This window comes from Methylobacterium sp. WL12 (assembly GCF_008039475.1).
GTDB classification, from domain to species: Bacteria; Pseudomonadota; Alphaproteobacteria; order Rhizobiales; family Beijerinckiaceae; genus Methylobacterium; species Methylobacterium cerastii.
In genome coordinates this window covers 14,307-41,288 of record NZ_VRUW01000016.1, presented here as the reverse complement: position 1 = coordinate 41,288, position 26,982 = coordinate 14,307, and the positions used below count along the sequence as shown (strand labels likewise).

Sequence of the window (26,982 nt, the reverse complement as noted above, 5' to 3'; positions counted from 1 at the left end):
GCGCTCATGTTCGGTCCTCGCTCGGCCGCTCGCCGACCCCGTTCCCTGCTTCGTGTCCGCCGGGGCCGCCACCCTCGACGATGCCCTCGCGGCCCAGCACGGCGCGGGCGGCGTCCTGCTCGGCGAGGCGCTTCGAAGGCCCCTCCCCGATCCCCGCCTCCAGCCCGGCGACGCGGGCGGCGATGCGGAAATGCGGGGCGTGGTCGGGGCCGGAGCGCTCGACGACCTCGTAGACCGGGATCGCGAGGCCGCGGCCCATCGCCCATTCCTGCAGCGCCGACTTCGCGTCGCGGCCGCGGGGCGCGCCGGTCGGCTCGGCCGGGCGGAAGGCGGATTCGATAAGCGCCCGGGCGGCCTCGTAGCCGGCATCCATGTAGACCGCGCCGAGGATGGATTCGCACACGTCGGCCAGGATCGTCTGGTTGCGGCGCCCGCCGCCCAAAACCTCGCCCTGCCCGAGGACGAGGTGGGGGCCGACGTCCCAGGCGGTGGCGACGGCGGCGCAGGTCTCGCGCCGAACCAGGCCCGCGAGGCGCCGCGAAAGGTCGCCCTCGTCGGACTCCGGGAAGGCGGCGTAGAGCCTGTCGGCGATGGCGAGGCCGAGGACGCGGTCGCCGAGGAACTCGAGGCGCTGGTAGCTGCCGACGCGGCCGGCCGCCTTGCTGACATGCGTCACCGCGCGGGCGAGCAGCGACGGGTCGGCGAAGCTGTGCCCGATCCGCGCCTCCAGCGCCGACAGGTCGGGCTTGGGCCGCGCCTTGCGCCGGGCGCGGGCGGAGGGGCGCGCCTCGTCGGCCAAGGCGGAGGTCAGTGGATCGTCGAGAACAGGCGGCCCCAGCGCACGTGGGCCGGCCAGTTCCATATCTGCCAGGCGGGCGTGCCCTCGTCGATCGAGAAGAAGATCATCTCGGCGCGGCCGACGAAGTTCTCGAACGGCACGTAGCCGACGTTGGCGAGGTCGCGCGAATCGGTCGAGTTGTCGCGGTTGTCGCCCATCATGAAGAAGTGGCCCGGCGGCACGGTGTAGAGTTCGGTCTTGTCCCAGAACCCGTTGTCGCCGTCGCGCTCGATCGTGTGGTGCACGACGCCGTTCGGCAGCGTCTCGTTGTACTGCGGCACCTTCGTCGCCTGGCCGTAGGGGTCGATGGTCTCGTAGTCGGCGATGCGCTCGCGCTTGACCGGCTTGCCGTTGATGTTGAGCACGCCGTCGATCATCTGGATCTTGTCGCCGGGCAGGCCGATCACCCGCTTGATGTAGTCGGTGGCGTTGTCCTTGGGCAGCTTGAACACCGCGATGTCGCCGCGCTTGGGCTCGGCCGCCCAGACGCGCCCTCCCGACTTGATCGGAAGGTACTCGCTTAACGGCAGGGAGTACTTCGAGTAGCCGTAGGAGTACTTCGACACGAACAGGTAGTCGCCGATCAGCAGCGTCGGGATCAGCGAGCCGGAGGGGATGTTGAACGGCTGGAACAGGAGCGTGCGCACCACGAGCGCGATCAGCAGCGCCTGGATCCCGACCTTCAGCGTCTCGCGGATGCTGGCCCAGGTGCCCGGCTGCGTGCGGACTTCGTGCTTTCCGTCCCGATCCAAGCGCGCGCGTTCCATCTGTCGATCCGTCTGGCGATCCGTCCGGGACGAGGCCGACGGCCCGCGCGGGCGCCGCCCGCGGCGCCCCACCCGTGTCCGTTGCGTCGCGGCGGTCTAGACCAAGCCGGGTTCCCCCGCAACGCGCCGGGATCGCGCGTCAATCCCGTCCGGTGCCCTCCGGCACGGCCTCGATGATCACGAAAGCTTGTGCCATCGGCGGATCGTCGGTGAGCGTGACGTGGACCTTGGCCCCGTGGCCGGCCGGAAGCATCGCGGCGAGCCGCTCCTGGGCACCCCCGGTGAGGCGGAGGGTCGGCTGACCGCTGGGGAGGTTCACCACCTCCATGTCGCGCCAGAACACGCCGTTGGCGAGGCCGGTGCCGAGCGCCTTGGCGCAGGCCTCCTTGGCGGCGAAGCGCCGGGCGTAAGAGGGCGCGCGAGCGGCCTTGCGGTCGCACCGGGCGCGCTCGCCGTCGGTGAACACCCGGTGGGTGAAGCGCTCGCCGAAGCGCTCCAGCGAGCGCTCGATCCGGCGGATGTCGCAGAGGTCGGAACCGATCCCGAGGATCATTGGCCCCGGCCTCCGGCGCGGGCCTCATCCATCGCGGTGCGCATGTCGCGGATCGCCTGGGGCAGCCCGACGAAGATCGCGTCGGCGATGAGGGCGTGGCCGATGTTGAGCTCGCGGATCTGCGGGATCTGCGCGATCGGCCCGACGCTGCCGGTGGTGAGCCCGTGTCCGGCATGGATCTCGAGACCGAGACCCTGCCCGTGCGCGGCCGCGCGGACGATCCGGTCGTGCTCGTGCGCCGTGGCCGCCGCGTCTCCCGCGATCGCGGCCTCGCAGTAGCTGCCGGTGTGAAGCTCGACCACCGGCGCGCCCAGCGCGTGGGCCGCCTCCATCACGGCCGGGTCGGGCTCGACGAACAGCGAGACGCGGATGCCGGCCTCGGCCAGCGCCCGGATGCGGGGCGCCAGGTGCGCGCGCCCGCCGACGATGTCGAGGCCGCCCTCGGTGGTGCGCTCCTCGCGCTTCTCCGGGACGAGGCAGGCGGCGTGCGGCTTCAGCTTGAACGCCAGCGCCACCATCTCGTCGGTGGCGGCCATCTCGAAGTTGAGCGGCACCGTGAGCGTGCGGGCGAGCGCTTCCATGTCGGCGTCGCGGATGTGCCGCCGGTCCTCGCGCAGATGCGCGGTGATCCCGTCGGCACCGGCTTCCACCGCCAGATGCGCGGCCTTCACCGGATCGGGATAGGCCCCGCCGCGGGCGTTGCGGACGGTGGCGACGTGGTCGATGTTCACGCCGAGGCGGAGAGGCTGTGCCGACATGCGCCGACCTTTATCAGAGGGCTTCGGGTTGGACGCGTCGTCCATAGCCCAGATCGCGCCGCCGTGGCGCCTCGCCGGAGCGGAAAATCCGCCGCATCGCCGGGGCTTCGAAGGCGGATGCGCCCGCCGGCGGATCGTCGCGCCCTCCCTCGAAGGCGCCCTCGAACGCGAAAAGGCCGGGCGCGATACGCCCGGCCTTTCCGAAGATGCCGAAAGACTCGGCGGTATGCAGAGCTTAGCGAACCGGGTTGGCGCCGGCGTTGCCCGGAACCGTGCGGGTGCCGTCCTCGCGGGCGGCCGGCATCGTGGTGGCGGCGCCCGGAGCGGTGCCGGTGGTGGCCGGCATGTCGCCGCGCACGGTGCCGCCCTTCTCCATCGCCTTCTCGGAGTTGCTCTTCACGCTGCCGGGGTTGTTCATGTTGCCGGTGGCGGACTGCGCGAACGCTGCGCCCGACAGCGCGAGCACGAGAGCCGTGGCGGAGATGAGGGTCTTACGCATCAGATGTATCCTTTATTTGATCGATGTGGATCAGGAACGTTGCGCGACACCGATAGTTCGGAAGAATTTTTTCGCGGCGATGCCCGGCCACAGGGAACCGGGCCTAACGGTCTGTCACCATTTCGATTTTTGCGACTGATAAATCACTGTCGCCGTGCCGAAGCGCTTCGCGCGGCGCGATCGCTACCGGGCAGGCATCCGTGCGACCCGGCGGGTGCGCCTTCTCGATCCGGCCTTGCGGGCGGGCCTTGCGATTTTCGGCGAAACCGACTATCGGCCCCCTTCGCGTTCGCTCCGGCTGGGGGCTGAACGGACGGTGCCGTTCGCGGCACAGGCTTTCTTCGCGTCGCCTCGGGCGACATCCGAACGAGCCGTCGTCCCGTGTCTCCGCCTTCGATCAACCGCTCGGGCCCCTTAAACGGCTCGGAGGGCTTGGCGCCGGGCGATCTCGCGAACCGAACCGGCCCGGAACTCATCGTGCATCTGCATGTCCGGGCCTCATTCAAGCTGAAGGGCCCGTAATGCCTCTCTACGAGCACGTATTCCTGGCACGCCAGGACGTGACGTCCCAGCAGGTCGAGACGATGATCGAGACCTACAAGGGCGTCATCGAACAGAACGGCGGACGTTTCGAGAAGATCGAGATGTGGGGCGTCAAGTCCCTCGCCTACCGGATCAAGAAGAACCGCAAGGCGCACTTCACCTTGCTCAACATCGACGCCCCCCCGGCCGCCATGGCCGAGATGGAGCGCCAGATGCAGATCTCGGAAGACGTGCTCCGCTTCATGACCATCCGCGTGGAAGAGCTCGAGCACGAGCCGTCCGCGATGATGCAGAAGCGCGACCGCGACGACCGCAAGGATCGTGAGCGCGGCCGTCGTCGCGACGACGAGGGCTTCGGTGGTGGCGGCGGCGGCTTCGGCGGCGACCGCGACCGTGGGGATCGCGGCGATCGCGGCGACCGGCCCGAGCGCAACTTCGGCGGGGAGAACTAAGCCATGGCATTCGGTGCAAGTGCTGGTGGAGCCGCCGGCGGCGGTGGCCGTCGTCCGTTCTTCCGTCGTCGCAAGACCTGCCCCTTCTCCGGCGCCAACGCGCCGAAGATCGACTACAAGGACGTGAAGCTGCTGTCGCGTTACGTCTCGGAGCGCGGCAAGATCGTCCCGTCCCGCATCACCGCGGTCTCGGCCAAGAAGCAGCGCGAGCTCGCCCAGGCGATCAAGCGCTCGCGCTTCCTCGGCCTGCTCCCCTACGTCATCAAGTAGGCTTTTCGCGGAGGTCGCCGGTCCGGTCTTCGGAGCCGGCGGCCTCGATTCCCGGGCGGCGGACATCCCCGCCGCCCGATCGTTGGGTCGCTTCCTGCCTCTAACCCCGCCCGCATTTCGAGCGCGGCGGCGGGACAGCGGATTTCATGGTTCAGAACCTCGGCATCGGTATCGGCGCGGGCCTCGTCTCGGCACTCCTGTTCGGAATGCTGCTGAAGGCCACCCCGCTCGCGATCGTCCTCTACCTCCTGGCGCCCCTGCCGATCCTCATCGTGGGTCTCGGCTGGAATTCGCGCGCCGCGCTCGCGGCGGCCGCCTCCGGCAGCCTCGCGCTGGCGCTCGTCGTCTCCCCTTATCTCGGCCTGGGCTTTGCGGCCTACCTCGCGGTGCCGGCCTGGTGGCTGGCCTACCTCGCCCTGCTCGGCCGACCGAACGCCGACGGCACCCTCGAATGGTATCCGACCGGGCGCCTGCTCGGCTGGACCGGGGCGACGGCGGCGCTCGCCTTCATCGCCATCGCCGTGATGTCGGCGCCGAGCCACGAGGCGTTCGAGGGTCAGCTCAAGGGCTTGGCCGGAACGATCGTCCGTGCGCAAATGCGCGACCTGCCGAGCGCCCCGGCCAAACCCGGTACGGACAAGCCGGGCGCCGACACGGCCACCGCCGACAAGGCCGAAGCTGGCAAGCCCGGCGAGACCGCCGACGCCGCGCCCGCGGCCGCGGAAGCCCATGCCGAGCTGGTCGACGCGCTGGCCCGCACCGTGCCGGCCTTCGCCGCGAACGGTCTCGCCCTGCTCCTGACCTTCTATCTCTGGGCCTCCGCCCGCATCGTCCAGCTCTCGGGCCGCCTGCCGCGGCCCTGGCCGGACATCCCTGCGACCATCATGCCGCGCACCATGCTCGGGCTGCTGGCGGTGGCGGCGGTCCTCGCCTTCGCGCCGGGCTACGCGGGCGTCCTCGGCACCGCACTCGTCGGTTCGGTGAGCGCGGTCTTCGCGCTGCAGGGGCTCGCCGCCTTCCACGACCGCAGCCGCGGCCGGCCCGCCCGCGGCATGATGCTGTTCGGCCTCTACCTGATCCTGTTCTTCACGCAGGGCATCGCCCTGATCGTGCTCACCCTGTTCGGCCTCGCCGACACCGCGCTCAACCGCCGCCGTCGACCCGACGGCGCGGCCCCTTGAGACCCCGGCCGGCCCGCAGCGGCGGCCCCACTGAGAGAAGGACGAAAACCATGGAAGTGATCCTGCTTGAGCGCGTCGCCAAGCTCGGCCAGATGGGCGAGACCGTGAACGTGAAGCCGGGCTTCGCCCGCAACTTCCTCCTCGCCCGCGGCAAGGCGCTGCGCGCGACGGAAGGCAACAAGAAGCACTTCGAGACCCAGCGCGCCCAGCTCGAGGCGAAGAACCTCGACCGCAAGAAGGACGCCGAGGCCGTCGCCGAGAAGCTCGACGGCCAGACCTTCGTGCTCATCCGCCAGTCGGGCGAGTCCGGCGTGCTCTACGGCTCGGTCTCCACCCGCGACCTCGCCGAGGTCGTGACCAAGGACGGCTTCACCGTCGAGCGCGGCCAGTTCACCCTGAACCAGCCGATCAAGACGCTCGGCCTGCACGTGGTCCCGGTGGTGCTGCACCCCGAGGTCGACGTGAAGGTCACCGTCAACGTCGCCCGCAGCCCCGAGGAGGCCGAGCGTCAGGCCCGCGGCGAGTCGGTCACCGAGCGCGAGGCGTTCAACCTCGACGACCTCGGCCTGGAAGTCGGCATGGCGCTGGCCGAGGCCGGCGAAGGCGCCGACGACCGCGGCTGATCGCGCCGCCCTCCCGCCTCCTGCGATGGAGACGGAGGGCTGTGGATGGCGGTGACAGCGGGGACGGCGCCCCGAGAGGGTTGACGCGTTCATCGTTTGTTCCAAGATGGACGCCCGTTCCTCGAACCGAGGGGCGGGCGTCCTCGCGTTCCGGGCTACCGTGACGCGGACGTCGGCGGCTAAGCATCGGTCAACCCTACTGGTGCCATGGTCGTCGGATCTTGTTCGGGATGCGGGGCCGGCCCGGCCCGCATCGATTCGGAGCGACCGCCGATGGCCCTGCCCAATGCCCTAGCGGCCAAGCTCGAAGCCGTGCAGGCGGAGTACCGCGTCGCGCCGCACAATATCGACGCGGAGCAGGCGCTGCTCGGCGCGATGCTGGTGAACAACGACGCCTACTACCGCGTCTCGGACTTCCTGCTGCCCGAGCACTTCATGGAAGACGCCCACCAGCAGATCTTCCAGGTGGCGACCTCGCTGATCAAGGCGGGCAAGCTCGCGACCCCGATCACCCTGAAGACCTATCTCGGCGACGCCGACTTCGGCGGCCAGACGGTGATGCAGTACCTCGCGCGGCTCGCCGCCGACGCCACCACCGTCATCAACGCCGGCGAGTACGGCCGCACGATCTACGACCTCGCCATCCGCCGCCGGCTGATCACCATCGGCGAGGACCTCGTCAACGGCGCCTACGAGGCGCCCGTCGAGCAGGCGCCGCGCGACCAGATCGAGGAAACGGAGCGGCGGCTCTACGAGCTGGCGGAAGCCGGCCGGTACAGCGGCGGCTTCCAGAAGTTCTCGGACGCGCTGACCACCGCCGTCGACATGGCGGCCAAGGCCTACCAGCGCGAGGGCAAGCTCTCGGGGCTGGCCACGGGGCTCTCCGACCTCGACGCCAAGATGGGCGGACTGCAATCCTCCGACCTGATCATCCTCGCCGGCCGTCCGGCCATGGGCAAGACCTCGCTCGTGACCAACATCGCCTTCAACATCGCAAAGGCCTACCAGGGCGAGAAGCAGGCCGACGGCACGATCAAGACCAAGAACGGCGGCATCGTCGGGTTCTTCTCGCTCGAGATGTCGGCCGAGCAGCTCGCCACCCGCATCATCGCCGAGCAGTCGGGCGTGCCCTCCTACAAGATCCGCCGCGGCGACATCCGGCCGGAGGACTTCTACAAGATCACCGACGCCGCCCGCGACATGCAGACGATCCCGTTCTACATCGACCAGTCCGGCGGCATCTCGATCGCGCAGCTCGCCGCCCGCGCCCGGCGCCTCAAGCGCCAGAAGGGCCTCGACGTGCTGATCGTCGACTACCTGCAGCTGCTCGCCGGCTCCGGCAAGCGCTCGGACAACCGCGTGCAGGAGATGACCGAGATCACCACCGGCATGAAGGCGCTGGCCAAGGAGCTATCGGTGCCGATCATCGCGCTGTCGCAGCTGTCGCGCCAGGTCGAGAACCGCGACGACAAGCGCCCGCAGCTCTCGGACCTGCGCGAATCGGGCTCGATCGAGCAGGACGCCGACGTGGTAATGTTCGTGTTCCGCGAGGAATACTACGTCAACAACAAGAAGCCCCGCGAGGGCACCGAGGAGTTCTTCGCCTGGGAGGCGGAGATGAACCGCGTCCACGGCAAGGCCGAGGTCATCCTCGGCAAGCAGCGCCACGGCCCGACTGGCACGGTGGAGCTGCAGTTCGACGCCAACATCACCCGGTTCTCGAACCTCGCCCAGAGCGACCGGCTGCCGGACCAGATGTGATAGGCTGTGACCGCGCGAATGGAGGAGGACGACCGTGGCGGCGCCGAGACGCGTGGAGAGCCCGAGATCCGGAACGGCATACGAGGCCGACCTCGCGGCCTGGTCGCTGGAGCAGGCCGCGCACCTGCGCGCGGGCACCTGGGATCGCCTCGATCTCGCGCATCTCGCCGATGAGATCGAAGCCTTGTCCCGCACGGAACACCATGCCCTGACGAGCGCCCTGCGCGTGATCCTGCTTCACCTGCTGAAATGGGATCACCAGCCCCAGCGGCGCACGCGCGGCTGGGCCACCTCGATCAAGACGCAGCGCCTCTCGGTCGCCGAACGGATCGAGGACAGCCCGAGCCTCGTGCCGCTGCTTCCGCAATTCCTGGCTCGCGCCTACCGCCGGGCTCGGATCGAGGCCGCAGGCGAGACCGGCCTCGACGAGTCGGTGTTCCCCACCGCGTGCCCGTATCCCTACGAGGCGATCATGACCCGCGCGATCGCGTGGCCGCCCGAACCCGAGGTCTCGTAGGCGCCGGCGCTACAGCGTCACCAGCGCACCGGGCTGCTTCACCTCGATCTCGACGAAGGCGATCGGATGGTCCGAGCCGTTCATCACGTCGTGGCGGATGCCGGCCGGGCGACTGTAGGCCTGCCCCGCGGCGAGCGCGGTCTCGCCGACCTTCTCGCCGTCGTGGACCCGGAGCGTCCCGGCCACCAGCATCACCACGAAGTAGGGCCAACCGTGCTCGTGCCAGCCGGTCACCGCGCCGGGGGCGAAGTCCCACCGGGTGATGCGAAGCGTCGCATCGTCCTGCTGGACGGTGGGAATCGCCGGGATCGTGCAGGCGAACGCCATTCTCGGTGATCCTTCCTCGCGGGCCTTCGACGCGCCGACGGCTCCGGCGTCGGCGGGAGCCCAGGCCTTGCAGGCGCCGTGCCTTCCGGCCGCTGGCGCGTTAATGGCATGCCTTGCGGGTCGCCCGCACGCATGGCGAATCGACCGCACGCTTGGCGAAAACCTCGGAGCCCGACGATTTCCCGAGACAGCACCGTGACAGATGCCACCGGGCACGGCGCCCGCCTCACCGTCGATCTCGGCGCCGTCGCGGAGAACTGGCGGCGGCTCGCGGCCGAGGCGCCGGGCCGCGCCTGCGCCGCGGTGGTGAAGGCCGACGCCTACGGCTGCGGCTCCGACGCCGTCGTGCGGGCGCTGTGGACGGCCGGCTGCCGCACGTTCTTCGTCGCGCATCTCGGCGAGGCCGCACGGGTGCGGGATGCGCTGCCGGAGGCTGCGATCTACGTCCTGAACGGGCTGCTGCCCGGCGCGATGCCGGCCTATGCGGCACTGGACCTGCGCCCGGTGCTCGGCTCGGTGCAGGAGCTGTCCGATTGGGCCGCCTTCGGAGGCGGGACGCGGGCCGCCGCGCTGCACGTCGACACCGGCATGAACCGCCTCGGGCTCTCCGTCCCGGACGCGTTGGCGCTCGCTGGCGACCCGCGGATCGCGGCCGCCGGAATCGACCTGATGATGAGCCACCTCATCAGCGCCGAGCTGCCCGGGGAACCCGTCAACGCCCGGCAGATCGCCGACTTCGCACGCGTGCGCGCGGCGTTCCCCGGCATTCCCGGATCGCTCGCGAACTCGTCGGGCGTCTTCCTCGACGGGGCGACGCATCACGACCTGCTGCGCCCGGGCTACGCGCTGTTCGGCGGCAACCCGACGCCCTATCGCGCCGCCAACCCGATGCGGCCGGTGGTGCGGCTGGAGGCGACGATCCTGCAGATCCGCCACGTCGAGGCCGGCGCGCAGGCCGGCTACAACGGGCGGTGGACCGCGCCCGCCCCCCGGCGCCTCGCGACGCTCTCGCTCGGCTACGCCGACGGCTATCCCCGCGCCGCGAGCGGCCGCGGCCATGCGCTCGTTTCCGGCATCCCCTGCCCGATCCTCGGCCTCGTCTCGATGGACCTGATCATCCTCGACGTCACCGAGGCGCCCGAGGCCGCGCGCGGCGGCGTCTCCACGCTGATCGGCGACGCGCTCGACGTCGATACGGTCGGACAAGCCGCGGGCACGATCGGCTACGAGATCCTGACGGGGCTGGGTTCCCGTTACGTTCGCACGTATATCGGGGGCTGACGCCGTCCTCCGCCACGGAGTCGGACCCGCTGATTCGTCGCGAGCGCATGGCAAAGATCCACCAGACCTTCATCTGCCAGGCCTGCGGCGCGGTCTACAACCGCTGGCGCGGGCGCTGCGAGGCCTGCAACGGCTGGAACACGATCGTCGAGGAGACGCCCGGCGGCTCCGGCCCGCAATCGGGACCGGCCGCGACCCGGCCCGGCCGCGCCCGCGGGCGCGTGTTCCCCCTCGAAGGCCTGACCGGCGAGGCCCGCGAGGCGCCGCGCATCCCGTCCGGCATCGGCGAGCTCGACCGCGTCACCGGCGGCGGCTTCGTGCGCGGCTCGGTGATCCTGCTCGGCGGCGATCCCGGCATCGGCAAGTCGACCCTGCTGATGCAGGCCTCGGCCGCCATGGCCAAGACCGGCGAGCGCGTCGCCTACATCTCCGGCGAGGAGGCGGTGGGGCAGGTGCGCCTACGCGCCGAACGCCTCGGGCTGTCGGGCCACCCGGTGGAGCTGGCCGCCGAGACCAACGTCGAGGACATCGTCGAGACCCTGTCGCAGGGGCGCCCGCCCGCGCTCGCGATCATCGACTCGATCCAGACCATGTGGACCGAGACCGTCGAGTCGGCGCCCGGCACGGTCACGCAGGTGCGCTCCTCGGCGCAATCCCTCATCCGCTTCGCCAAGACCAAGGGCACGGCCGTGATCCTCGTCGGCCACGTCACCAAGGACGGGCAGATCGCCGGCCCGCGCGTGGTGGAGCACATGGTCGACGCCGTCGCCTCGTTCGAGGGAGACCAGGGCCACCACTTCCGCATCCTGCGGGCGGTGAAGAACCGCTTCGGGCCGACCGACGAGATCGGCGTGTTCGAGATGACCGACATGGGCTTGGCCGAGGTGCCGAACCCCTCCGCCCTGTTCCTGGCCGGCCGAGACCACCAGGCCGCCGGCACCGCGGTCTTCGCCGGAATGGAGGGCACGCGCCCCCTGCTCGTGGAGATCCAGGCGCTGGTCGCGCCCTCGTCGCTCGGCATGCCGCGCCGGGCCGTCGTCGGCTGGGACCCGAACCGGCTCTCGATGGTGCTCGCGGTGCTGGAAGCCCATGGCGGCATCCGGCTGGGCACGCACGACGTCTACCTCAACGTCGCCGGGGGCCTGCGCATCTCCGAGCCTGCGGCGGACCTGGCGGTCGCGGCAGCCCTCGTCTCGTCCCTGTCGAGCGCGGTGCTGCCGCCGGAGACGGTGTATTTCGGCGAGATCGGCCTATCGGGCGCGATCCGGCCGGTGGCGCAGGCCGGCGCACGCCTCAAGGAGGCGCAGAAGCTCGGCTTCGCGAAGGCGATGACCCCGCAGGGGCGCGGCGAGACGGTGGATCGGGCGTTCGCGACGGAGTCGCTGCGCCACATCGCCGACCTCGTGGCCGGAATCGCCGCCAACGGGCCGCGACGGGTCGGCTCAGGCAAGCGCCGCCATGCGGCCCACGACGAAGACGAGGATTAAACGGCCGACCCAGTCCGGTCCTACGAACCATCCGCGCTGGATCGCGGGTTTGGACCAGGGGGCAGAAGCCTGTCTGCAACCGGCGGTTCCGGCGGCCGGCGGTCGCCGCCGAGGGTGACGGCCGAGTTTCACCGCGATATAAAGCGCGCGCGGTCCCAGGGGAGCCGCAGACCGCATCGCTTTCGTCGTGGCATCTCCCCATCCGATCCGAACCCGCAGATGCCGTTTTCCGTCCTCGACCTCGTGGTGCTCGGCATCGTCGTGATCTCCGCGCTGCTGGCGGCCGTCCGCGGCGTCACGCGGGAGGTGCTTGCGATCATCGCCTGGGTCGCCGCCGCCGCGGTGGCGTGGTCGCTCTATCCGATGCTGCTGCCGACGGTGAAGCAGCACGTGACCAGCGACACCGTGGCCCTCGTCGCCTCGATCGCGGCGATCTTCCTCGGCACGCTCATCGTCGTCTCGATCATCACCGTGAAGATCTCCGACGTGGTGCTCGATTCGCGCATCGGCGCGATCGACCGCTCGCTCGGCTTCCTGTTCGGCGCCGCCCGCGGCTTCCTGATCTGCGTGATCGGCTGGGTGTTCCTGTCCTGGCTGGTCCAGGGCAAGGTCCCGACCTGGGCCGCCGAGGCGCGAACCCGCCCGATGCTCGAGAAGTCCGGCGACGCGCTCGTGGCACAGCTGCCCGAGAACCCGGAGGGCTTCCTCAAGCAGTTCAAGAAGCCGAAGGTCGACACCCCGCAGAACGAGCCGGTCGACGCGCCGGCCGAGACCGAGACGCCGGTGGTGCGTCCGACCACCCCGGCCGTGCCCGCGCCGCGGCGCTGAGGCCGCCTCCGCATGCTTATGTCGCCGTGGTCACCCTGACCTGCGTTCGATCCGGCTTGGTTGCGATGCCGCGAGCGCTCAGATAACGCCTTGACGACGGCGCCGCGGGCCGACCGCGCGGATCCGCTCCGGGCGGCCCCTTGCGGCATTCCGGCGGACGGCAACCAGGGATCGACCTCAGGCCATGTCACACCACGCCGCAACCGTGGATTCCGTGTTCGATCCCGAGACCGATGGCGACACGCTCCGCGAGGAATGCGGCGTCTTCGGCATCTTCGGCCATCCCGACGCCTCGGCGATCGTCGCGCTCGGACTGCACGCCCTGCAGCACCGCGGCCAGGAGGCGGCGGGCATCGTCGCCTTCGACGGCGAGGTCTTCCATTCCGAGCGCCGCCCCGGGCTCGTCGGCGATTCGTTCTCGGACGGCGGCACGATCGAGCGGCTGAAGGGCCGTGCCGCGATCGGCCACGTGCGCTACTCGACCACCGGCGGCACCATCCTGCGCAACGTCCAGCCGCTCTTCGCCGAACTCGCTGGCGGCGGGCTGGCGGTGGCGCATAACGGCAACCTCACCAACGCGCTCTCGATCCGCCGCGACCTCGTGCGCGACGGCGCGATCACCCAGTCGACGTCCGACACCGAGGTGATCCTGCACCTGGCTGCGCGCTCGCGGAAACCCCGGATCGTCGAGCGCTTCATCGACGCGCTGCAGGCGATCCAGGGCGCCTACGCCATCGTCGCGCTCACCAACAAGAAGCTGATCGGCGCCCGCGACCCGCTCGGCATCCGCCCGCTGGTGCTCGGCGAACTCGACGGCCGCTACATGCTGGCCTCCGAGACCTGCGCGCTCGACATCATCGGCGCGAAGTTCGTGCGCGACGTCGAGAACGGCGAGGTCGTGGTGATCTCCGAGGACGGCATCGAGTCGATCCGCTTCGCCGACAAGGTGCCGATGCGGCCGTGCATCTTCGAGTACATCTACTTCGCCCGGCCGGATTCGGTGGTGAACGGCAAGAGCGTCTACGCCGTGCGCAAGAACATCGGCGTCGAGCTCGCCCGCGAGGCGGCGGTGCCGGCCGACGTGGTGGTGCCGGTGCCGGATTCCGGCGTGCCCGCGGCCTTGGGCTTCGCGCAGGAGACCGGCATCCCCTTCGAGATGGGGATCATCCGCAACCACTATGTCGGCCGCACCTTCATCCAGCCGACGCAATCGGTGCGCGAGCTCGGCGTGCGGATGAAGCATTCGGCCAACCGCGCGGCGATCGAGGGCAAGCGCATCGTGCTCGTCGACGACAGCCTGGTGCGCGGCACCACCTCGGTGAAGATCGTGCGGATGATGCGCGAGGCCGGCGCGGCGGAGGTGCATTTCCGCATCGCGAGCCCGCCGATCACCTATCCCGACTTCTACGGCATCGACACGCCCGAGCGCGAGAAGCTGCTTGCCGCCACCCACGACCTGGAGGGCATGCGCCGCTACATCGGCGCTGACTCGCTGGCCTTCCTGTCGATCCCCGGCCTGTACCGGGCGATGGGGGAGAACGAGCGCGTCGAGGCCTGCCCGCAATACACCGACCATTGCTTCACCGGCGACTACCCGACCGGCCTGACGGACCTGGCCATCGCCGGCCCGAAGCGCCTCGCCATGCTCGCCGAAGCGGATTGACCGTCCACAACATGACCGAAACCAAGACCCTCGACGGCCGCGTCGCCGTCGTCACCGGCGCCTCCCGCGGGATCGGCCGTGCCGCGGCGCTCGCGCTCGCGGAAGCCGGCGCGCACGTCATCGCCGTGGCGCGCACGCAGGGCGCGCTGGAAGAACTCGACGACGCGATCCGCCGGGTCGGGTCGAGCGCGACCCTCGTACCCCTCGACCTCACCGACTACGACGGCATCGACCGGCTTGGCGCGGCGATCAACGACCGCTGGAAGCGCCTCGACATCGTCGTCGGCAACGCCGGCATCCTCGGCAACCTCATGCCGATCGGCCACATCACCCCCAAGGTGTGGGGCCAGGTGATGGACGTCAACGTCACCGCGAACTGGCGGCTGATCCGCTCGCTCGACCCGCTGCTGCGGATGTCGGATGCGGGCCGGGCGATCTTCGTCACCTCCGGGGCGGCTTCCAAGTGCAAGGCCTATTGGGGGCCCTACTCCGTGTCCAAGGCGGCGCTCGAGGCCCTGGTGCGGACCTACGCGGCCGAGAACGCGACTACGGCCGTCAAGGCGATGCTGCTCAATCCCGGACCGTTGCGCACCGACATGCGCCGCGCTGCGATGCCGGGCGAGGACCCGGAGACGCTGCGGACGCCGGAAGACCTCGCGCCGCACTTCGTCCGGCTGGCGAGCCCCGGATCGACGGATTCCGGCACAATCTACGACTTCCCGACCGACCGCATCCTGACCCCGCAAGCGACGCGCTGACGGGTCCGGACGGCGCCCGCACCATTCGGATATCCTGATGATCGACGTGCGCTGCATCTGCGCGATCGGCCAGCGCGGCCAGCTCGGGCTGAACGGCCAGCTCCCCTGGGAGGGCAACACCGATCCGCTCTTCGTCGAGGACGTGACGCGATTCTTCGCGCTGACCATGGGCCACGTGCTGATCGCCGGCCCGAAGACGGTGGCCTCGGTGCCGGCCTTCGCGTTCGAGGATCGCACCATCGACGTGATCCGCTCGCACGAGGACCCGGAGGCGGTGCTGGCGCGCTATCCCGGCCGCCGCGTCTTCGTCGGCGGCGGCATCGCGGTCTGGAACGTCTACGCCAAGTACATCCAGAACTGGGACGTGACCCGCCTCCCCTACGACGGCGACGCCGACCGCTGGTTCGACCCGGCCTGGCTCGTCGGCGGGGCGCTGCGCGGGTGACGGCATCCTTCGCGGACCCGGCGCGTTTCAGCGGACGTGCCGAACGCGAAGGGATGCGATGACCACCGAGAGCTACCGCTTCGGCATCGAAGAAGAGTACTTCCTGGCCGACGCGGAGACGCGCGGCACGCCGCGGCGCTCGGTCAAGCCGTTCCATGTCGAGGCGGCCGAACGGCTGCCCGAGGCGGGGCGCGAGTTGCTGCAGTGCCAGGTCGAGGTCTGCACGCCGCCCGTCACCGATTTCGCCGAAGCAAGAGATTCGCTCGCCCGGCAGCGTGGGGCGCTCGCGGACCTCGCCGCCGAGCACGCGCTTCTGATCTTCGCCGCCGGCACCCATCCGGTGGCCGACTGGTCGCGGCAATTGCCGACCAAGGGCGACCGCTACCGCGGCATCCTGCGCGACGTCGGCTTGGCCGGGCGGCGCAGCCTGATCTGCGGCATGCACGTCCACGTCGAGGTGCCGGACCCGGAGGCGCGCGTCGACCTGATGAACCGGCTGCTGCCGTTCCAGCCGCTGCTGTTCGCGCTCTCGGCCTCCTCGCCGTTCTGGCAGGGCAAGCCGACAGGGCTCACCGCCTATCGCCTCAGCGCCTTCGGCGAGCTGCCGCGCACCGGCCTGCCCGAACTCTTCGCCGACGCCGCCGCCTACGCGCGCTACGTGCGGATCATGACCGAGGCGGGGTCGATCCAGGATGCGAGCTTCCTGTGGTGGTCGCTGCGGCCCTCGATCAAGTTCCCGACGCTGGAGCTGCGCATCGCCGACAGCTGCACCCGACTCGCCGACGCGCTGACCATCGCCGCCCTGTTCCGCTGCCTCGTGCGCCTCGTGGTGCGCCGGCCGGACCTCAACGCCGGCCTCGACGGGGTCTCGCGGGCGCTCGCCGACGAGAACCTGTGGCGCACCCAGCGCAGCGGCGTCGGCGCCGAGCTGATCGACGAGACGCGCGAGGCGGCCCTGCCCTTCGCCGACGCGCTGGAGGCGGTGCTCGACCTCGTCGCCGAGGATGCGGCGGCTTTAGGCTGCGCGGCCGAGGTCGCCCACGCCCGCACCATCGCCGCCGAGGGCACCAGCGCCGACGGCCAGATCGCCGCCTTCGAGGCGGCACGGGAAGCCGGCCTAAACAACCGCCAAGCCCTCGACGCCGTCGTGGATTGGCTGTCTCGAACGACGCGGGGTGCGTGAGGGTGCCGTCGCCCGGTGCGGCTCCCGTTGCGCCCGTGCGCGTCCTCTGCCTCGGCTACAGCGTCACCGAGGAGGTCGGCTACGTGGAGCGGGCCGGCGAATGCGCCGCCGCCGAGGGGGCCGACCTCGTCTTCCTGAAATCCGGCTGGGGCGGGCACAGCGTCCACGCCATCGCCTACATGATCGACGAGATCCTCGACACGATCGCCTGCGATCGGGTCCTGCTGGAATTGTTCACCGGCAACGTGCGCTACTACGACCGCCGCGCGCTACGCTTCTTCCTCGACCAGATCCTCGCGGCGACCGCCCGCCGCGGCCGCCCCGTCGCCTTCCTCAATCTGTATCAGGGCGGGGTCGACTACACGTCGGAGACGGTCGCCGGCCTCCTCGACGAATACGAGGCCTGCCTCGGCATCCCGATCCTCGATCTCGCCCGGCCCGTGGCTGCATCAGGCCCGGAGGAGCGCGCGCTCTGGCTCAAGGACGGCACCCACGTGACGCCCGCCGGCGCCGACCACTACGGCCGGCAGGTCTACGACTTCGTGCGCGGGCGCGGGTTCGGCGCGGCCTACATCCACCGCTACCGGGCGTTGCCGAGCCTGTTCACGCCCCTCAGGCTGGTGGCGATGCCGGACTGCTCCTGCCCCTTCGCGATGCAGCGGAACGGCATCCCGCTGCACTATGCGACGATCCCCGAGAACACGTCGCTCTCGATCAATCTCGGGCGCCGCGCCGACGTGCGCGCGGTCATGACGACCTACGGCCCCCTGAACGGGACGCTACGCTTCTCGAGCCCGTCCAGCGAACGCACCCGCGACGTGCTGCTCTACGACCGCTTCAGCTACTACGCGCGCTCGATCGTCATGAACGTGAACCTCAAGGGCATCCGGACCCTGACGTGCTTCCAGCGCGACATCGTGCCGGACATCGAACTCGCGAAGGGCGAGAAGAACACCGGGCCGCGGATGGGCTACGTCTCGCACGTGTTCCTTCACCGGCGACTGACGCCGACGGAATGGCTGCGCCATCACCGGCACCGCGCGTTCTGGGTCATGCACCGCCTGCGCCGTGCCATCTCTCACTCTCGCAAGAGAACCGGCGCGTGACCTAACCCTTGTCGAACGGGTTCGACGAGGTCCGCAGGCTCCAGCGGATCGGCGTGCCCGGCAGGTCGAACGATTCGCGCAGGGAGTTGGTGAGGTACCGCTGGTAGCTCTTCGGCAGGGCGTTGAGCTGGTTGCCGAACAGCGCGAAGTGCGGCGGGCGGCTCTTCACCTGGGTGGCGTAGCGGATCTTGATGCGCCGGCCCGACACCGCCGGCGGCGGGTTGCGCTGCGTCGCCTCGGAGAGCCAGTCGTTGATCCGCGACGTCGAGATGCGGGTGTCCCAGACATCCGCCGCCTTGATCACGGCCTGCATCAGCTTGTCGAGGCCGTCGCCGGCCAGCCCCGAGAGCGGCACCACCGCGACGCCGCGCACCTGCGGCAGCAGCCGGGTGCAATCCTCGCGCAGGGTCTTGAGCAGGCCCGGCTGGTCGGCGACGAGGTCCCACTTGTTGAGGCCGATCACCAGGGAGCGGCCCTCGCTCTCGACGAGGTCGACGATGGTAAGGTCCTGCTTCTCGAACGGGATCGTGGCGTCGAGCAGCACCACCACCACCTCGGCGAAGCGCACGGCGCGGATGCCGTCCGACACCGCGAGCTTCTCGAGCTTGTCCTCGATCCGGGCGCGGCGGCGCATGCCGGCGGTGTCGTGCAGCTTGATCCGGCGGCCGTGCCACTCCCAATCGAGCGAGATCGAATCACGGGTGATGCCGGCCTCCGGGCCGACGAGCAGTCGGTCCTCGCCGAGCATCCGGTTGATCAGCGTCGACTTGCCGGCGTTCGGGCGGCCGACGATGGCGACCTTGAGCGGCTTGCCGCGCGGGTCGTCGTCCTCCTCGTCCTCGTCGGTTTCCGGCAGGTTCTCCTTCAGCGCCTCGTGCAGCTCGCCGATGCCCTCGCCGTGCTCGGCCGAGAACGGGATCGGGTCGCCGAGGCCGAGGCGGAACGACTCGTAGGCGCCGGCCATCCCAGCGCCGCCCTCGGCCTTGTTGGCGATGAGGATCACCTTGCAGCCGGCCCGGCGCACTAACTCGGCGAAGGGCTGGTCGGCGGGCAGGATGCCGGCGCGCGCGTCGATGACGAACAGCACCACGTCCGCTTCGAGGATCGCGGCCTCGGTCTGCATCCGCATCCGGCCGAGCAGCGTCGCCGAATCGGCCTCCTCGAGGCCCGCGGTGTCGATGATGCGGAAGTTCAGGCCGCCGAAGGCGACGTCACCCTCGCGGCGGTCGCGGGTGACGCCGGGGCGGTCGTCGACCAGCGCCAGCTTCTTGCCCACGAGGCGGTTGAACAGGGTCGACTTGCCGACATTCGGCCGTCCGACGATCGCGACGGTCGGCAGTTCCATGGGGTGGTCCGTTCTATGATCGGTCGAGCCGCCGGGCCGGCCCGGCGGCGAAAGTCTGGAGAATGCCCAAAACCTCCGGTGCGAGCCAGTCGCACCGGAGGTTTTGGGCCAGCATCTTGGGCGATCAGCGGGTGATCGGCGGCGGGGGCGCGGCGGGCTCTGGCTTCGCCTCTGTCACAGTCACCGGGCCGCCAGCCACCAGTGCGACGTAGACCTCGATGCGCTGGCGCAGGTTCTGCGGCGTCTCGGGGTCCATGTTGAGCTGGTCGAACCAGCGCCCGGCCTCGTCGTACTGCCCGCTCTTCAGGGCAGCGAGGCCCAGCATCTCGCGGGCCGTGAAGCGGAAGGGCGAGCCGGCGGCCAGGCTCTGCAGGCTCGCCAGCGCCGGCGCCGGGTCCGGCAGGTCGAGGCGGATCAGCGCGGCACGAAGCCGGGCCAGGTCGCGCAGGCCGTCGCCGAGCGCCGTGTCGCCGGAGATGGCGTCGAAGGCGCCAGCGCCCGCGGCCGGGTCGCGCTTGGCCGTCTCGGCAGCCGAGCGGAACCGGGCGAGCAGGCGGTAGCCAGCCGGCCCCTGCGTGCCGAGGGCCTCGTAGGCCTTGTCGGCCTCCGCGACCTTGCCGTCGCGGGCGAGGCGGTTGGCCTCGTCGAATTGCTGCGAGGCGGCCTCGGCCGCGTTGCGCTGGGCCGTCTGCCAGTAGCGCCAGCCGCCGACGCCGGCCACCACCAGGATCGCCACCGCGATGATCACACCGCTGTAGCGGCGCCAGATCTCGGCGACCTTGTCTCGGCGATAGTCCTCGTTGACCTCGCGGATGAACTCGTTGTTCTCAGCCATCGTATCCCGGTCCGGCGCGTGAGCCAGACGACCTGAAGCGTCTCGATCGGCCCGCGCCTAGCACGCGGGCGCCGGTTTGGCGACCGGGCAGGCCTCAGGCTTGGCCCGGCCAGGCGTAGACGCCGATCAGCAACGGGTGGAGGTACTTGCCGAACACGAACCAGGCGACGACGCCGACGACCACCGCGATCGCGTCGTTGCGCCAGCCCGCAGGCGCCGCGGCGCCCCCGTGCTGCGCGACGACCTGGCCCGCGGTGAGTGCCCGGCGCTTGGCGCTGATCCGTGCGACCACCGCCCAGGCGAGGAACGAGCCGAACAGCAGGATCGAGCCGAGGTCGCCGTTGGCGAGCAGGTGCGCGGTCGCCCAGATCTTCACCGCGAGCAGCATCGGGTGCTTGGCTTTCGCCCGGATGTGACCCGGCAGGTAGGCCGAGGCCAGCACGATGAAGGCGAGCAGCACCAGGATCAGGGACAGGTGGCGCGTCCAGACCGGCGGATCCCAAACCGCGATGTAGCCGGCGGCGCGGTAATTGTGGAAGCCGACCCCGATCAGCACCAAGCCGAGGACGGACAGGAGCATGTAGCCGAGCTTGTACTTGCCCTCGCCGACCTGGCCGACGACCTCCGAGCGCTTGGCGCGCAGCATCGAGAAGGCATGGGTGCCGAGGAACAGCACCAGCCCGAGGATCAGGATCAACATGGAAGGGAACACTCGGCTGGGGAGGATCGGACGCCCCGCACCGGCGGGAAGCCATTCTGTAACGGTTCTGAACAGAAACTCCGGTGGTTTGTCCAGGCGCGCACGGTCTGCTTCAACCGCGCACGTCGTCTACGCGCGCCCTGGGCGCACCCACTGGTCACCCGCATGCGCCTCCGCCTCGTGCTCGCCGTCCTGTCGCTGCCGACGCTCGCGCAGGCGGCGGCCGAGCCGCCGCTGTCGAGCCTGACCCTGGTCGGGCCACCATCCCTCGTGTTCAAGGCCGGGCGCGACGCCTGCGACGGCGCCGACGTTCCCGACGCCTCCGCCCGCGCGTTCCGGGACGCCACCGGCGCCGTCGCCCTGTTCGGGATGCACTACCGCAACCGGGCCTTGCGCGGGCCGGACCTCGACCGGCTCAAGCTCGACTGCAAGGTGGTGCTGGACTCGGGCGAGAAGGCCGATCCGGCCCTCTACGACGACCGCTCCTGGATCACCGCCACCTGGACCGAGGACGGCACGGCGGTCGCCGCGCTCGTGCACCACGAGTATCAGGCGAACGAACATCCGGGGCGCTGCACCGCCAAGGGCTACGAGGCGTGCTGGTACAACACGATCACCGCCGCCGCCTCCACGGACGGCGGCCGCAGCTTCCTGCGCAGGGCGCCGCCGGCGGTGGCGATGGCGGCCCCGTTCCGGCAGGAGGTCGGCCAGGGGCGCCACCGCGGCTTCTTCAACCCCTCGAACGTGTTCGCCGACGGGCGCTTCCGCTATGTCTTCGTCTCGACCACCGGCTGGGACCGTCCCGGCGACCAGGAGGCCGGCGTCTGCCTGTTCCGCACCGCGACGCCCGCCGACCCGGCGAGCTGGCGCGCCTGGACCGGCACCGGCTTCACCGCCGCCTTCCCGGACCCGTACCGCACGAAGGCCGCAGCGAAGGGGGCCGAGACCTGCAAGCCGGTGGCGCCGTTCCCGACGCCGGTCGGCGCCGTGGTGCGCCACCGCGGCACGGGCGCCTTCGTCGCGGTCTTCATGGCCAAGAAAGGCGACATGGCCAAGAAAGGCGACGGTCCGGCCGGCGCGAGTTTCCCCGAATCCGGCTTCTACTGGACGAGCTCGCGCGACCTGCTCAGCTGGGACGTGCCGCGGCTGCTCGTCGCCGGGGCGACGCTCTACGACGACCCCTGCGCGGCGCCGGGCGGCCTGATCGCCTACCCCTCCCTCCTCGACCCCCGCGCCGAGGGCCGCAACTTCGACGACGTCGGCGACACCGCGATCCTCACCTACGTCACGCTGAAGACCGAGGGCTGCACCATCACCTCGGACCGCGACCTGCTGCGGCGGCCGGTGGCGATCAAGGTCTGGCCGTGACCGGTTCGTGACTTGATAGGCCGCGGGCTCGGCGGCATCGTGACGCCAGCAACGGAGCCGCCATGACCGCCCACCTGATCGCCTGGGACGAATGCGACGCGAGCGTCGCCGCCAACGGCGTCGCCAGGCGCAAGATCCCGGGCGCGGGCGCCAGCCTGGTGCGGATCGTCGTCCCCGCCGGCACCTCGGCCCCGCGGCACAGCCACGCCCACGAGCAGTTCGTGCAGGTGCTCTCCGGCTCCGGCACCCTGGAGACCGAGCAGGGCCGTGCGGCATTCGGCCCCGGCAGCGTGTTCCACTTCCCCCCGGAGGCGTGGCACGCGGCAGAGTTCACGACCGAGACCGTGCTGGTGGAGATCAACTTATCGGCGTGAAGTCCGGCGGACAGGTCGTTCGATGCCGCCCATCTCGTCAGCACCTTCGACATTCGGCACTCAGGATGTCGTGCGACCAACCTGCCCTGATTCGATCTGATCGACCCCGTTTTCGGTATCCTGCGCATAGCGCACGGATTCTCTGGCACGAAGAATTTTTCCCTCTTGTGGGTCGAAGGCTATGCCATCGGTCAGCGCCAGGCAGGCGGCCAGTGCCAACCAAGTGCCGGCGCAGCCCGGCAGGGTCGCGAAATTGAAGGCGTAGGTGTAAGGCCACGGCCCACCGAGATCGATGTCTTCATAGGTCTCCGCCAATTCTGTGAATGCGCAAGCGCCGAACTCGAACCCGGCCTCCCGGCCACGCCAGAGCGCCGAAAGGTGTCCTCGATGATATGCGAGATCCCGAGCCGGTTTCAATTTCAGATCGAACCCGAGGGCATCGATCGATGCCTGCCATTCTTCGATCGAGCCGATCGGACGCGCACAAAATGCGTAAGCTTCCATCGTCATAATCAATATTCCTGGATTTTTACGAGTGTTGCCGCGACGAATTTTGAAAACAATACCGAGGCATGCTTTACGGATATGCCGCGACTGATATGAATTTCGATGATCGGCACATCCAGGCCAATTCCCAGGCTACTGCGAAGCTCTCGAATTCGAGACGGCGTCAGGAGAGCACCTCCTGTCTGAAAGTCCCATACTGCCAGGATCGGAGAAGATTCGGTTCTACCATCGCGTAGAACGACATCGGTGCGGACGCTACCATCCAAACCGTATCGGACGGTATCTCCAAGACTGAAGCTTTGCTCAATCCCATGTCGACCGATGCCTGGAATATCGAGATCACGAAGCATTGCTGCCGTCGTCGTGTGCACTTGAACACCGTAAGCCGCGCCACTGCCTTCACCAACGATCGAGACGGCCTCCTTGACGACATCGACGAGAAGCTCGGTTTTCGCGTCGATCCTTGCATTCCCCGTTTTGTCTATTCGCGTGCATACGATCTGGCCGGCGCCGCCGATCCAGCACCCGTCTGGGCCGCGAGGTTGATCCTGTCGAAAGCCGGCTTTGAGGGAATGGCTGAGCGCAGACAGCATCGCGATCTGCAATCGGATCTCTGCGACCCTGTGCTTGAGCCGATGCCAGTCTCGTTGCTCGCTCATTACAGCGCTCCCTCGAAGGAGATGCCATGGCATAAAGTCCTATTATCGTCAATATTCCTATGCTTCAGGCCTTCTGGAGGGCTGCCCGATCCCCCGGCAATGGTTCCGACGCGCAACCGGTGCCGCGGCCGGTCCGACCTCAACTTTTCTTGCCCCCCGCGGCAAAAAGGCCTGTGTTGGCGGGTCTCGTGCACGTGTGTAAAGAAGACGGCTACGAAGGCTCGTCCGTGCACGCCGACGGGACGAGCGCGCCGATTTCGCCCGCATACAAGAACAGAGGCCATCCATGAGCGCCGGTACCGCTGCCGACAAGCATTTCTCGAATTCGTTCTTCGCGGCCTCGCTGAGCGACGCGGACCCTGAGATCGCCAAGGCCGTCGACCAGGAACTCGGCCGGCAGCAGCACGAGATCGAGCTGATCGCCTCCGAGAACATCGTCTCGCGCGCCGTGCTCGAGGCGCAGGGCTCGGTGCTGACCAACAAGTACGCGGAGGGCTATCCCGGCCGCCGCTACTACGGCGGCTGCCAGTTCGTGGACGTGGCCGAGAACCTCGCCATCGAGCGCGCCAAGCGCCTGTTCGGCGTCGGCTTCGCCAACGTGCAGCCGAACTCCGGCTCGCAGGCGAACCAGGGCGTGTTCCTGGCGCTGATGCAGCCCGGCGACACCTTCCTCGGGCTCGACCTCGCCGCCGGCGGCCACCTCACCCACGGCGCCCCGCCGAACGTGTCGGGCAAGTGGTTCAAGCCTGTCTCCTACACCGTGCGCCGCGACGACCAGCGCATCGACATGGAGCAGGTCGAGGCGCTGGCCCACGAGCACAAGCCGAAGGTGATCATCGCCGGCGGCTCGGGTTATCCGCGCCACTGGGACTTCGCCAAGTTCCGTGAGATCGCCGACGCGGTCGGCGCGTACTTCTTCGTCGACATGGCCCACTTCGCCGGCCTCGTCGCCGCCGGCGTGCACCCGTCGCCGTTCCCGCACGCGCACGTCGCCACCACCACGACCCACAAGACGCTCCGCGGCCCGCGCGGCGGCATGATCCTGACGAACGACGAGGCGCTGGCCAAGAAGTTCAACTCGGCGATCTTCCCTGGCATCCAGGGCGGTCCGCTGATGCACGTCATCGCCGGCAAGGCGGTCGCCTTCGGCGAGGCGCTGAAGCCCGAGTTCAAGATCTACGCCCGCCAGGTGATCGAGAACGCCAAGGCGCTGGCCGACACGCTGATGTCGGGCGGCTACGACATCACTTCGGGCGGCACCGACAACCACCTGATGCTGGTCGACCTGCAGCGGAAGGGCCTCACCGGCAAGGCGGCGGAAGCCGCGCTGTCGCGGGCCGACATCACCTGCAACAAGAACGGCGTTCCCTTCGACACGCAGAAGCCGACGATCACGTCGGGCATCCGCCTCGGCACCCCGGCCGGCACCTCGCGCGGCTTCGGCGTCGCCGAGTTCAAGCAGATCGGCGGCTTCATCGTCGAAGTGCTCGACGGCCTGGCGGCCAAGGGCGAGACGGGGGATCCGGAGGTCGAGGCCTCGGTCAAGACCCGCGTCCACGCGCTCACCGACCGGTTCCCGATCTACGGCTGACCGGAACGCCGCCGGCACCTCACTTCCGGCGTGCACCGCAACACGATAGAGACGGCCGCGGATCGCCACGATCCGCGGCCGTTTTCGTTTCGCGAGAGGCAGCCGTCTTTCCGGCTCGATGAAAAGGTCCGCCCGATGCGGTGTCCCTATTGCGGCGGCTCCGAGACGCAGGTGAAGGATTCGCGGCCGAGCGAGGACGGGGCCGCGATCCGCCGCCGCCGGGTCTGCCCGGACTGCGCCGGCCGGTTCACCACTTTCGAGCGGGTGCAGCTGCGCGAGCTCGTGGTGCTCAAGCGCTCGGGCAAGCGCGTCCCCTTCGAGCGGGACAAGCTCCAGCGCTCGATCGGCGTCGCCCTGCGCAAGCGCGCGGTCGACCCCGAGCGGATCGAGCGGCTGGTCAGCGGCATCACTCGCCAGCTCGAGAGCGGCGGCGAGGCCGAGATCACCTCGGAGGCGATCGGGGAGCTGGTGATGGAGGGTCTGAAGGGCCTCGACGATGTCGCCTACGTGCGCTTCGCCTCCGTCTACAAGAACTTCCGCGAGGCCAAGGACTTCGAGGACCTGCTCGGAACGCTCGCAGAGGCCGGGGTCGCCCCGCCCGAGGGCGTCGTGGCGGGCAAGCCGCGCCCGGCGCGGTCCCGGTCGTGATCGCCGACGTGCGCTTCATGCGCCTCGCCCTGGCGCTCGGGCGGCGCAACCTCGGGCGGACCTGGCCGAACCCCTCGGTCGGCGCCGTGGTGGTCGCGGGCGAGCCGGGCGCCGAGCGGATCGTCGGCCAGGGCGTCACCGCCCCGGGCGGCCGCCCGCACGGCGAGCCGCTGGCCCTGGCGGATGCCGGCGACGCCGCCCGCGGCGCGACGCTCTACGTGACGCTGGAACCCTGCTCGCATCACGGCCGCACCCCGCCCTGCACCGACGCGATCGTCACGGCGGGCATCGCGCGGGTGGTCAGCGCGATGGAGGACCCGGACGCGCGGGTCTCGGGCCGCGGCCACGCGCTCCTGCGGGACGCCGGCATCCCGGTCGAGACCGGGCTGCTTCGGAGCCAGGCCCGCCGCGACCATGCCGGGCACGTGACGCGCGTGACCCTCGGACGGCCGCATCTCCACCTCAAGCTCGCGCGCACGCAGGACGGGTTCGCCGCCGCCTCCGACACGGAGCGGCTGCGCATCACCGGCGCGATCGCCGACGGCGCGGTGCATCTCTGGCGGGCGCATGCCGACGCGATCCTGGTCGGCATCGGCACCGCCCGCGCCGACGACCCCTCGCTCACCGTGCGCCTACCCGGGCTCGCCCCCCGCTCGCCGCTGCGGGTAGTGCTCGATTCGCAGCTGCGGCTGTCGTCGTCGAGCGTGCTCGTGCGCAGCGCCCACGACGTGCCGACGCTGGTCGTGACGACGCGCGGCGCCCCGGCCCATGCCAAGCGGATGCTCGAATCGCTCGGCGTCGAGGTGGTGCGCGTGCCGGCGGACGAGCGCGGGCGGGTCGACCTGCACGCGGCGCTCGCGATGCTGGGCGAGCGCGGATTGACGCGGCTCTGCAGCGAGGGCGGCCCCCACCTTGCCGACGCGCTGGCCGAAGCCGATCTCGTGGATACCTGCACCCTCATCACCGGTCCCGGCACCTGCGGGCCGCAGGGCGGCCTGCCGGCGGTCGGCCCGCATCTCGGGGCGATGCTGGACGGCGAACGGTTCCGGATCGCCGAGTCCCTCGACCTGGGGGCAGACCGGGCGACGACCTACGAACGCAACGAGGCTTAAGCG

Annotated in this window: 30 protein-coding genes; 19 read left to right on the top strand and 11 right to left on the bottom strand. The window is 70.0% G+C overall.

What is annotated here, in order from left to right; translation table 11 throughout:
* Positions 1–4: 4 nt before the first annotated feature.
* The 5 genes from rnc to FV226_RS09035 all read right to left on the bottom strand — a co-directional run bounded on the left by rnc (position 5) and on the right by FV226_RS09035 (position 3,418).
* The gene (gene rnc / locus FV226_RS09060; protein WP_246691537.1) at positions 5–799 is read right to left on the bottom strand and encodes a ribonuclease III; all 795 of its coding nucleotides are present in this window, start codon (positions 797–799) and stop codon (positions 5–7) included.
* Positions 800–807: 8 nt separating this feature from the next.
* Positions 808–1,605, bottom strand: a complete 798-nt coding sequence (gene lepB / locus FV226_RS09055; protein ID WP_147762648.1) for a signal peptidase I — start codon at positions 1,603–1,605, stop codon at positions 808–810.
* Between the two features lie 139 nt (positions 1,606–1,744).
* Positions 1,745–2,158 (bottom strand): holo-ACP synthase, encoded by a 414-nt coding sequence (acpS, locus tag FV226_RS09050; RefSeq protein WP_147750491.1) that lies wholly within the window; start codon positions 2,156–2,158, stop codon positions 1,745–1,747.
* On the bottom strand, positions 2,155–2,916 hold the full coding sequence (locus FV226_RS09045) for a pyridoxine 5'-phosphate synthase (protein WP_147762647.1): 762 nt from the start codon (positions 2,914–2,916) through the stop codon (positions 2,155–2,157). The genes acpS and FV226_RS09045 overlap by 4 nt, the downstream gene beginning before the upstream one ends.
* Before the next feature lie 235 nt (positions 2,917–3,151).
* Entirely contained in the window at positions 3,152–3,418 is a 267-nt protein-coding gene (locus FV226_RS09035) for a hypothetical protein (RefSeq protein WP_147750489.1), read from the bottom strand.
* 518 nt (positions 3,419–3,936) lie between these two features.
* On the opposite strand from FV226_RS09035, the gene rpsF reads away from it, so the two are divergent.
* The 6 genes from rpsF (at position 3,937) to FV226_RS09005 (ending at position 8,762) form a co-directional block, all read left to right on the top strand.
* Positions 3,937–4,410 (top strand): 30S ribosomal protein S6, encoded by a 474-nt coding sequence (gene rpsF, locus FV226_RS09030; protein ID WP_147762646.1) that lies wholly within the window; start codon positions 3,937–3,939, stop codon positions 4,408–4,410.
* 3 nt (positions 4,411–4,413) lie between these two features.
* A complete protein-coding gene (gene rpsR, locus FV226_RS09025) occupies positions 4,414–4,680 on the top strand; it encodes a 30S ribosomal protein S18 (protein WP_147725733.1) in 267 nt (88 codons plus the stop codon).
* 146 nt (positions 4,681–4,826) lie between these two features.
* Entirely contained in the window at positions 4,827–5,861 is a 1,035-nt protein-coding gene (locus FV226_RS09020) for a hypothetical protein (protein WP_147762645.1), read from the top strand.
* A 50-nt stretch (positions 5,862–5,911) separates the two neighbouring features.
* Positions 5,912–6,484, top strand: a complete 573-nt coding sequence (gene rplI / locus FV226_RS09015) for a 50S ribosomal protein L9 (protein WP_147750486.1) — start codon at positions 5,912–5,914, stop codon at positions 6,482–6,484.
* Between the two features lie 273 nt (positions 6,485–6,757).
* Positions 6,758–8,245 carry a replicative DNA helicase gene (locus tag FV226_RS09010; RefSeq protein WP_147750485.1) on the top strand — a complete coding sequence of 496 codons (1,488 nt, stop codon included), beginning with the start codon at positions 6,758–6,760 and terminating at the stop codon, positions 8,243–8,245.
* A gap of 34 nt (positions 8,246–8,279) precedes the next feature.
* Positions 8,280–8,762: a DUF29 domain-containing protein gene (locus FV226_RS09005; protein ID WP_147762644.1), complete on the top strand. Its 483-nt coding sequence runs from the start codon at positions 8,280–8,282 to the stop codon at positions 8,760–8,762.
* A 9-nt stretch (positions 8,763–8,771) separates the two neighbouring features.
* Here the strand turns inward: FV226_RS09005 and FV226_RS09000 are convergent, their stop codons facing one another.
* Positions 8,772–9,089, bottom strand: a complete 318-nt coding sequence (locus FV226_RS09000) for a cupin domain-containing protein (RefSeq protein ID WP_147762643.1) — start codon at positions 9,087–9,089, stop codon at positions 8,772–8,774.
* A gap of 195 nt (positions 9,090–9,284) precedes the next feature.
* Between FV226_RS09000 and alr the strand changes: the two genes are divergently transcribed.
* The 8 genes from alr to FV226_RS08960 all read left to right on the top strand — a co-directional run bounded on the left by alr (position 9,285) and on the right by FV226_RS08960 (position 17,840).
* Entirely contained in the window at positions 9,285–10,370 is a 1,086-nt protein-coding gene (alr, locus tag FV226_RS08995) for an alanine racemase (protein WP_147750482.1), read from the top strand.
* 47 nt (positions 10,371–10,417) lie between these two features.
* Positions 10,418–11,857, top strand: coding sequence for a DNA repair protein RadA (radA, locus tag FV226_RS08990; RefSeq protein WP_147762642.1), 1,440 nt, complete (start codon positions 10,418–10,420; stop codon positions 11,855–11,857).
* Between the two features lie 219 nt (positions 11,858–12,076).
* Entirely contained in the window at positions 12,077–12,685 is a 609-nt protein-coding gene (locus FV226_RS08985; protein WP_147750480.1) for a CvpA family protein, read from the top strand.
* A 184-nt stretch (positions 12,686–12,869) separates the two neighbouring features.
* Complete coding sequence (gene purF / locus FV226_RS08980; RefSeq protein WP_147750479.1) at positions 12,870–14,348, top strand: amidophosphoribosyltransferase; 1,479 nt, start codon at positions 12,870–12,872, stop codon at positions 14,346–14,348.
* Positions 14,349–14,359: 11 nt separating this feature from the next.
* Positions 14,360–15,106: an SDR family NAD(P)-dependent oxidoreductase gene (locus FV226_RS08975; protein ID WP_147762641.1), complete on the top strand. Its 747-nt coding sequence runs from the start codon at positions 14,360–14,362 to the stop codon at positions 15,104–15,106.
* A 37-nt stretch (positions 15,107–15,143) separates the two neighbouring features.
* Complete coding sequence (locus FV226_RS08970; RefSeq protein ID WP_147750477.1) at positions 15,144–15,551, top strand: dihydrofolate reductase; 408 nt, start codon at positions 15,144–15,146, stop codon at positions 15,549–15,551.
* Between the two features lie 58 nt (positions 15,552–15,609).
* Positions 15,610–16,734 (top strand): carboxylate-amine ligase, encoded by a 1,125-nt coding sequence (locus FV226_RS08965; protein ID WP_147762640.1) that lies wholly within the window; start codon positions 15,610–15,612, stop codon positions 16,732–16,734.
* A gap of 35 nt (positions 16,735–16,769) precedes the next feature.
* Complete coding sequence (locus FV226_RS08960; protein ID WP_147762639.1) at positions 16,770–17,840, top strand: hypothetical protein; 1,071 nt, start codon at positions 16,770–16,772, stop codon at positions 17,838–17,840.
* A 1-nt stretch (position 17,841) separates the two neighbouring features.
* On the opposite strand, the gene der is transcribed toward FV226_RS08960, so the two are convergent.
* From der to FV226_RS08945, 3 genes are all read right to left on the bottom strand, one after another.
* Entirely contained in the window at positions 17,842–19,185 is a 1,344-nt protein-coding gene (gene der / locus FV226_RS08955) for a ribosome biogenesis GTPase Der (RefSeq protein WP_147750474.1), read from the bottom strand.
* A gap of 124 nt (positions 19,186–19,309) precedes the next feature.
* Entirely contained in the window at positions 19,310–20,020 is a 711-nt protein-coding gene (locus FV226_RS08950) for a tetratricopeptide repeat protein (RefSeq protein ID WP_147762638.1), read from the bottom strand.
* Positions 20,021–20,114: 94 nt separating this feature from the next.
* Entirely contained in the window at positions 20,115–20,720 is a 606-nt protein-coding gene (locus tag FV226_RS08945) for an NnrU family protein (RefSeq protein ID WP_147762637.1), read from the bottom strand.
* A gap of 165 nt (positions 20,721–20,885) precedes the next feature.
* On the opposite strand from FV226_RS08945, the gene FV226_RS08940 reads away from it, so the two are divergent.
* Together FV226_RS08940 and FV226_RS08935 are read left to right on the top strand one after the other, a co-directional pair.
* On the top strand, positions 20,886–22,088 hold the full coding sequence (locus tag FV226_RS08940) for a hypothetical protein (RefSeq protein ID WP_147762636.1): 1,203 nt from the start codon (positions 20,886–20,888) through the stop codon (positions 22,086–22,088).
* A gap of 62 nt (positions 22,089–22,150) precedes the next feature.
* Positions 22,151–22,462, top strand: coding sequence for a cupin domain-containing protein (locus FV226_RS08935; protein ID WP_147762635.1), 312 nt, complete (start codon positions 22,151–22,153; stop codon positions 22,460–22,462).
* 60 nt (positions 22,463–22,522) lie between these two features.
* On the opposite strand, the gene FV226_RS08930 is transcribed toward FV226_RS08935, so the two are convergent.
* Both FV226_RS08930 and FV226_RS08925 read right to left on the bottom strand, forming a co-directional pair.
* A complete protein-coding gene (locus FV226_RS08930; RefSeq protein WP_147762634.1) occupies positions 22,523–22,972 on the bottom strand; it encodes a hypothetical protein in 450 nt (149 codons plus the stop codon).
* Positions 22,973–22,974: 2 nt separating this feature from the next.
* The gene (locus FV226_RS08925) at positions 22,975–23,628 is read right to left on the bottom strand and encodes a hypothetical protein (protein ID WP_147762633.1); all 654 of its coding nucleotides are present in this window, start codon (positions 23,626–23,628) and stop codon (positions 22,975–22,977) included.
* Positions 23,629–23,914: 286 nt separating this feature from the next.
* On the opposite strand from FV226_RS08925, the gene glyA reads away from it, so the two are divergent.
* The 3 genes from glyA (at position 23,915) to ribD (ending at position 26,979) form a co-directional block, all read left to right on the top strand.
* Positions 23,915–25,219, top strand: a complete 1,305-nt coding sequence (gene glyA / locus FV226_RS08920; protein WP_147750467.1) for a serine hydroxymethyltransferase — start codon at positions 23,915–23,917, stop codon at positions 25,217–25,219.
* A 135-nt stretch (positions 25,220–25,354) separates the two neighbouring features.
* The gene (gene nrdR, locus FV226_RS08915) at positions 25,355–25,867 is read left to right on the top strand and encodes a transcriptional regulator NrdR (RefSeq protein ID WP_147750466.1); all 513 of its coding nucleotides are present in this window, start codon (positions 25,355–25,357) and stop codon (positions 25,865–25,867) included.
* Between the two features lie 17 nt (positions 25,868–25,884).
* Positions 25,885–26,979, top strand: a complete 1,095-nt coding sequence (gene ribD, locus FV226_RS08910) for a bifunctional diaminohydroxyphosphoribosylaminopyrimidine deaminase/5-amino-6-(5-phosphoribosylamino)uracil reductase RibD (protein ID WP_147762671.1) — start codon at positions 25,885–25,887, stop codon at positions 26,977–26,979.
* The last annotated feature ends 3 nt before the right edge of the window (positions 26,980–26,982 follow it).

Bases quoted from the DNA above. Each gene is read 5' to 3' on its own strand.
- lepB (WP_147762648.1), bottom strand. From the start codon at position 1,605: ATGGAACGCGCGCGCTTGGATCGGGACGGAAAGCACGAAGTCCGCACG.
- acpS (WP_147750491.1), bottom strand. From the start codon at position 2,158: ATGATCCTCGGGATCGGTTCCGACCTCTGCGACATCCGCCGGATCGAG.
- FV226_RS09045 (WP_147762647.1), bottom strand. From the start codon at position 2,916: ATGTCGGCACAGCCTCTCCGCCTCGGCGTGAACATCGACCACGTCGCC.
- rpsF (WP_147762646.1), top strand. From the start codon at position 3,937: ATGCCTCTCTACGAGCACGTATTCCTGGCACGCCAGGACGTGACGTCC.
- rpsR (WP_147725733.1), top strand. From the start codon at position 4,414: ATGGCATTCGGTGCAAGTGCTGGTGGAGCCGCCGGCGGCGGTGGCCGT.
- FV226_RS09020 (WP_147762645.1), top strand. From the start codon at position 4,827: ATGGTTCAGAACCTCGGCATCGGTATCGGCGCGGGCCTCGTCTCGGCA.
- rplI (WP_147750486.1), top strand. From the start codon at position 5,912: ATGGAAGTGATCCTGCTTGAGCGCGTCGCCAAGCTCGGCCAGATGGGC.
- FV226_RS09010 (WP_147750485.1), top strand. From the start codon at position 6,758: ATGGCCCTGCCCAATGCCCTAGCGGCCAAGCTCGAAGCCGTGCAGGCG.
- FV226_RS09000 (WP_147762643.1), bottom strand. From the start codon at position 9,089: ATGGCGTTCGCCTGCACGATCCCGGCGATTCCCACCGTCCAGCAGGAC.
- radA (WP_147762642.1), top strand. From the start codon at position 10,418: ATGGCAAAGATCCACCAGACCTTCATCTGCCAGGCCTGCGGCGCGGTC.
- FV226_RS08985 (WP_147750480.1), top strand. From the start codon at position 12,077: ATGCCGTTTTCCGTCCTCGACCTCGTGGTGCTCGGCATCGTCGTGATC.
- purF (WP_147750479.1), top strand. From the start codon at position 12,870: ATGTCACACCACGCCGCAACCGTGGATTCCGTGTTCGATCCCGAGACC.
- FV226_RS08975 (WP_147762641.1), top strand. From the start codon at position 14,360: ATGACCGAAACCAAGACCCTCGACGGCCGCGTCGCCGTCGTCACCGGC.
- FV226_RS08970 (WP_147750477.1), top strand. From the start codon at position 15,144: ATGATCGACGTGCGCTGCATCTGCGCGATCGGCCAGCGCGGCCAGCTC.
- FV226_RS08965 (WP_147762640.1), top strand. From the start codon at position 15,610: ATGACCACCGAGAGCTACCGCTTCGGCATCGAAGAAGAGTACTTCCTG.
- der (WP_147750474.1), bottom strand. From the start codon at position 19,185: ATGGAACTGCCGACCGTCGCGATCGTCGGACGGCCGAATGTCGGCAAG.
- FV226_RS08950 (WP_147762638.1), bottom strand. From the start codon at position 20,020: ATGGCTGAGAACAACGAGTTCATCCGCGAGGTCAACGAGGACTATCGC.
- FV226_RS08945 (WP_147762637.1), bottom strand. From the start codon at position 20,720: ATGTTGATCCTGATCCTCGGGCTGGTGCTGTTCCTCGGCACCCATGCC.
- FV226_RS08940 (WP_147762636.1), top strand. From the start codon at position 20,886: ATGCGCCTCCGCCTCGTGCTCGCCGTCCTGTCGCTGCCGACGCTCGCG.
- FV226_RS08935 (WP_147762635.1), top strand. From the start codon at position 22,151: ATGACCGCCCACCTGATCGCCTGGGACGAATGCGACGCGAGCGTCGCC.
- FV226_RS08930 (WP_147762634.1), bottom strand. From the start codon at position 22,972: ATGACGATGGAAGCTTACGCATTTTGTGCGCGTCCGATCGGCTCGATC.
- FV226_RS08925 (WP_147762633.1), bottom strand. From the start codon at position 23,628: ATGAGCGAGCAACGAGACTGGCATCGGCTCAAGCACAGGGTCGCAGAG.
- glyA (WP_147750467.1), top strand. From the start codon at position 23,915: ATGAGCGCCGGTACCGCTGCCGACAAGCATTTCTCGAATTCGTTCTTC.
- nrdR (WP_147750466.1), top strand. From the start codon at position 25,355: ATGCGGTGTCCCTATTGCGGCGGCTCCGAGACGCAGGTGAAGGATTCG.
- ribD (WP_147762671.1), top strand. From the start codon at position 25,885: ATGCGCCTCGCCCTGGCGCTCGGGCGGCGCAACCTCGGGCGGACCTGG.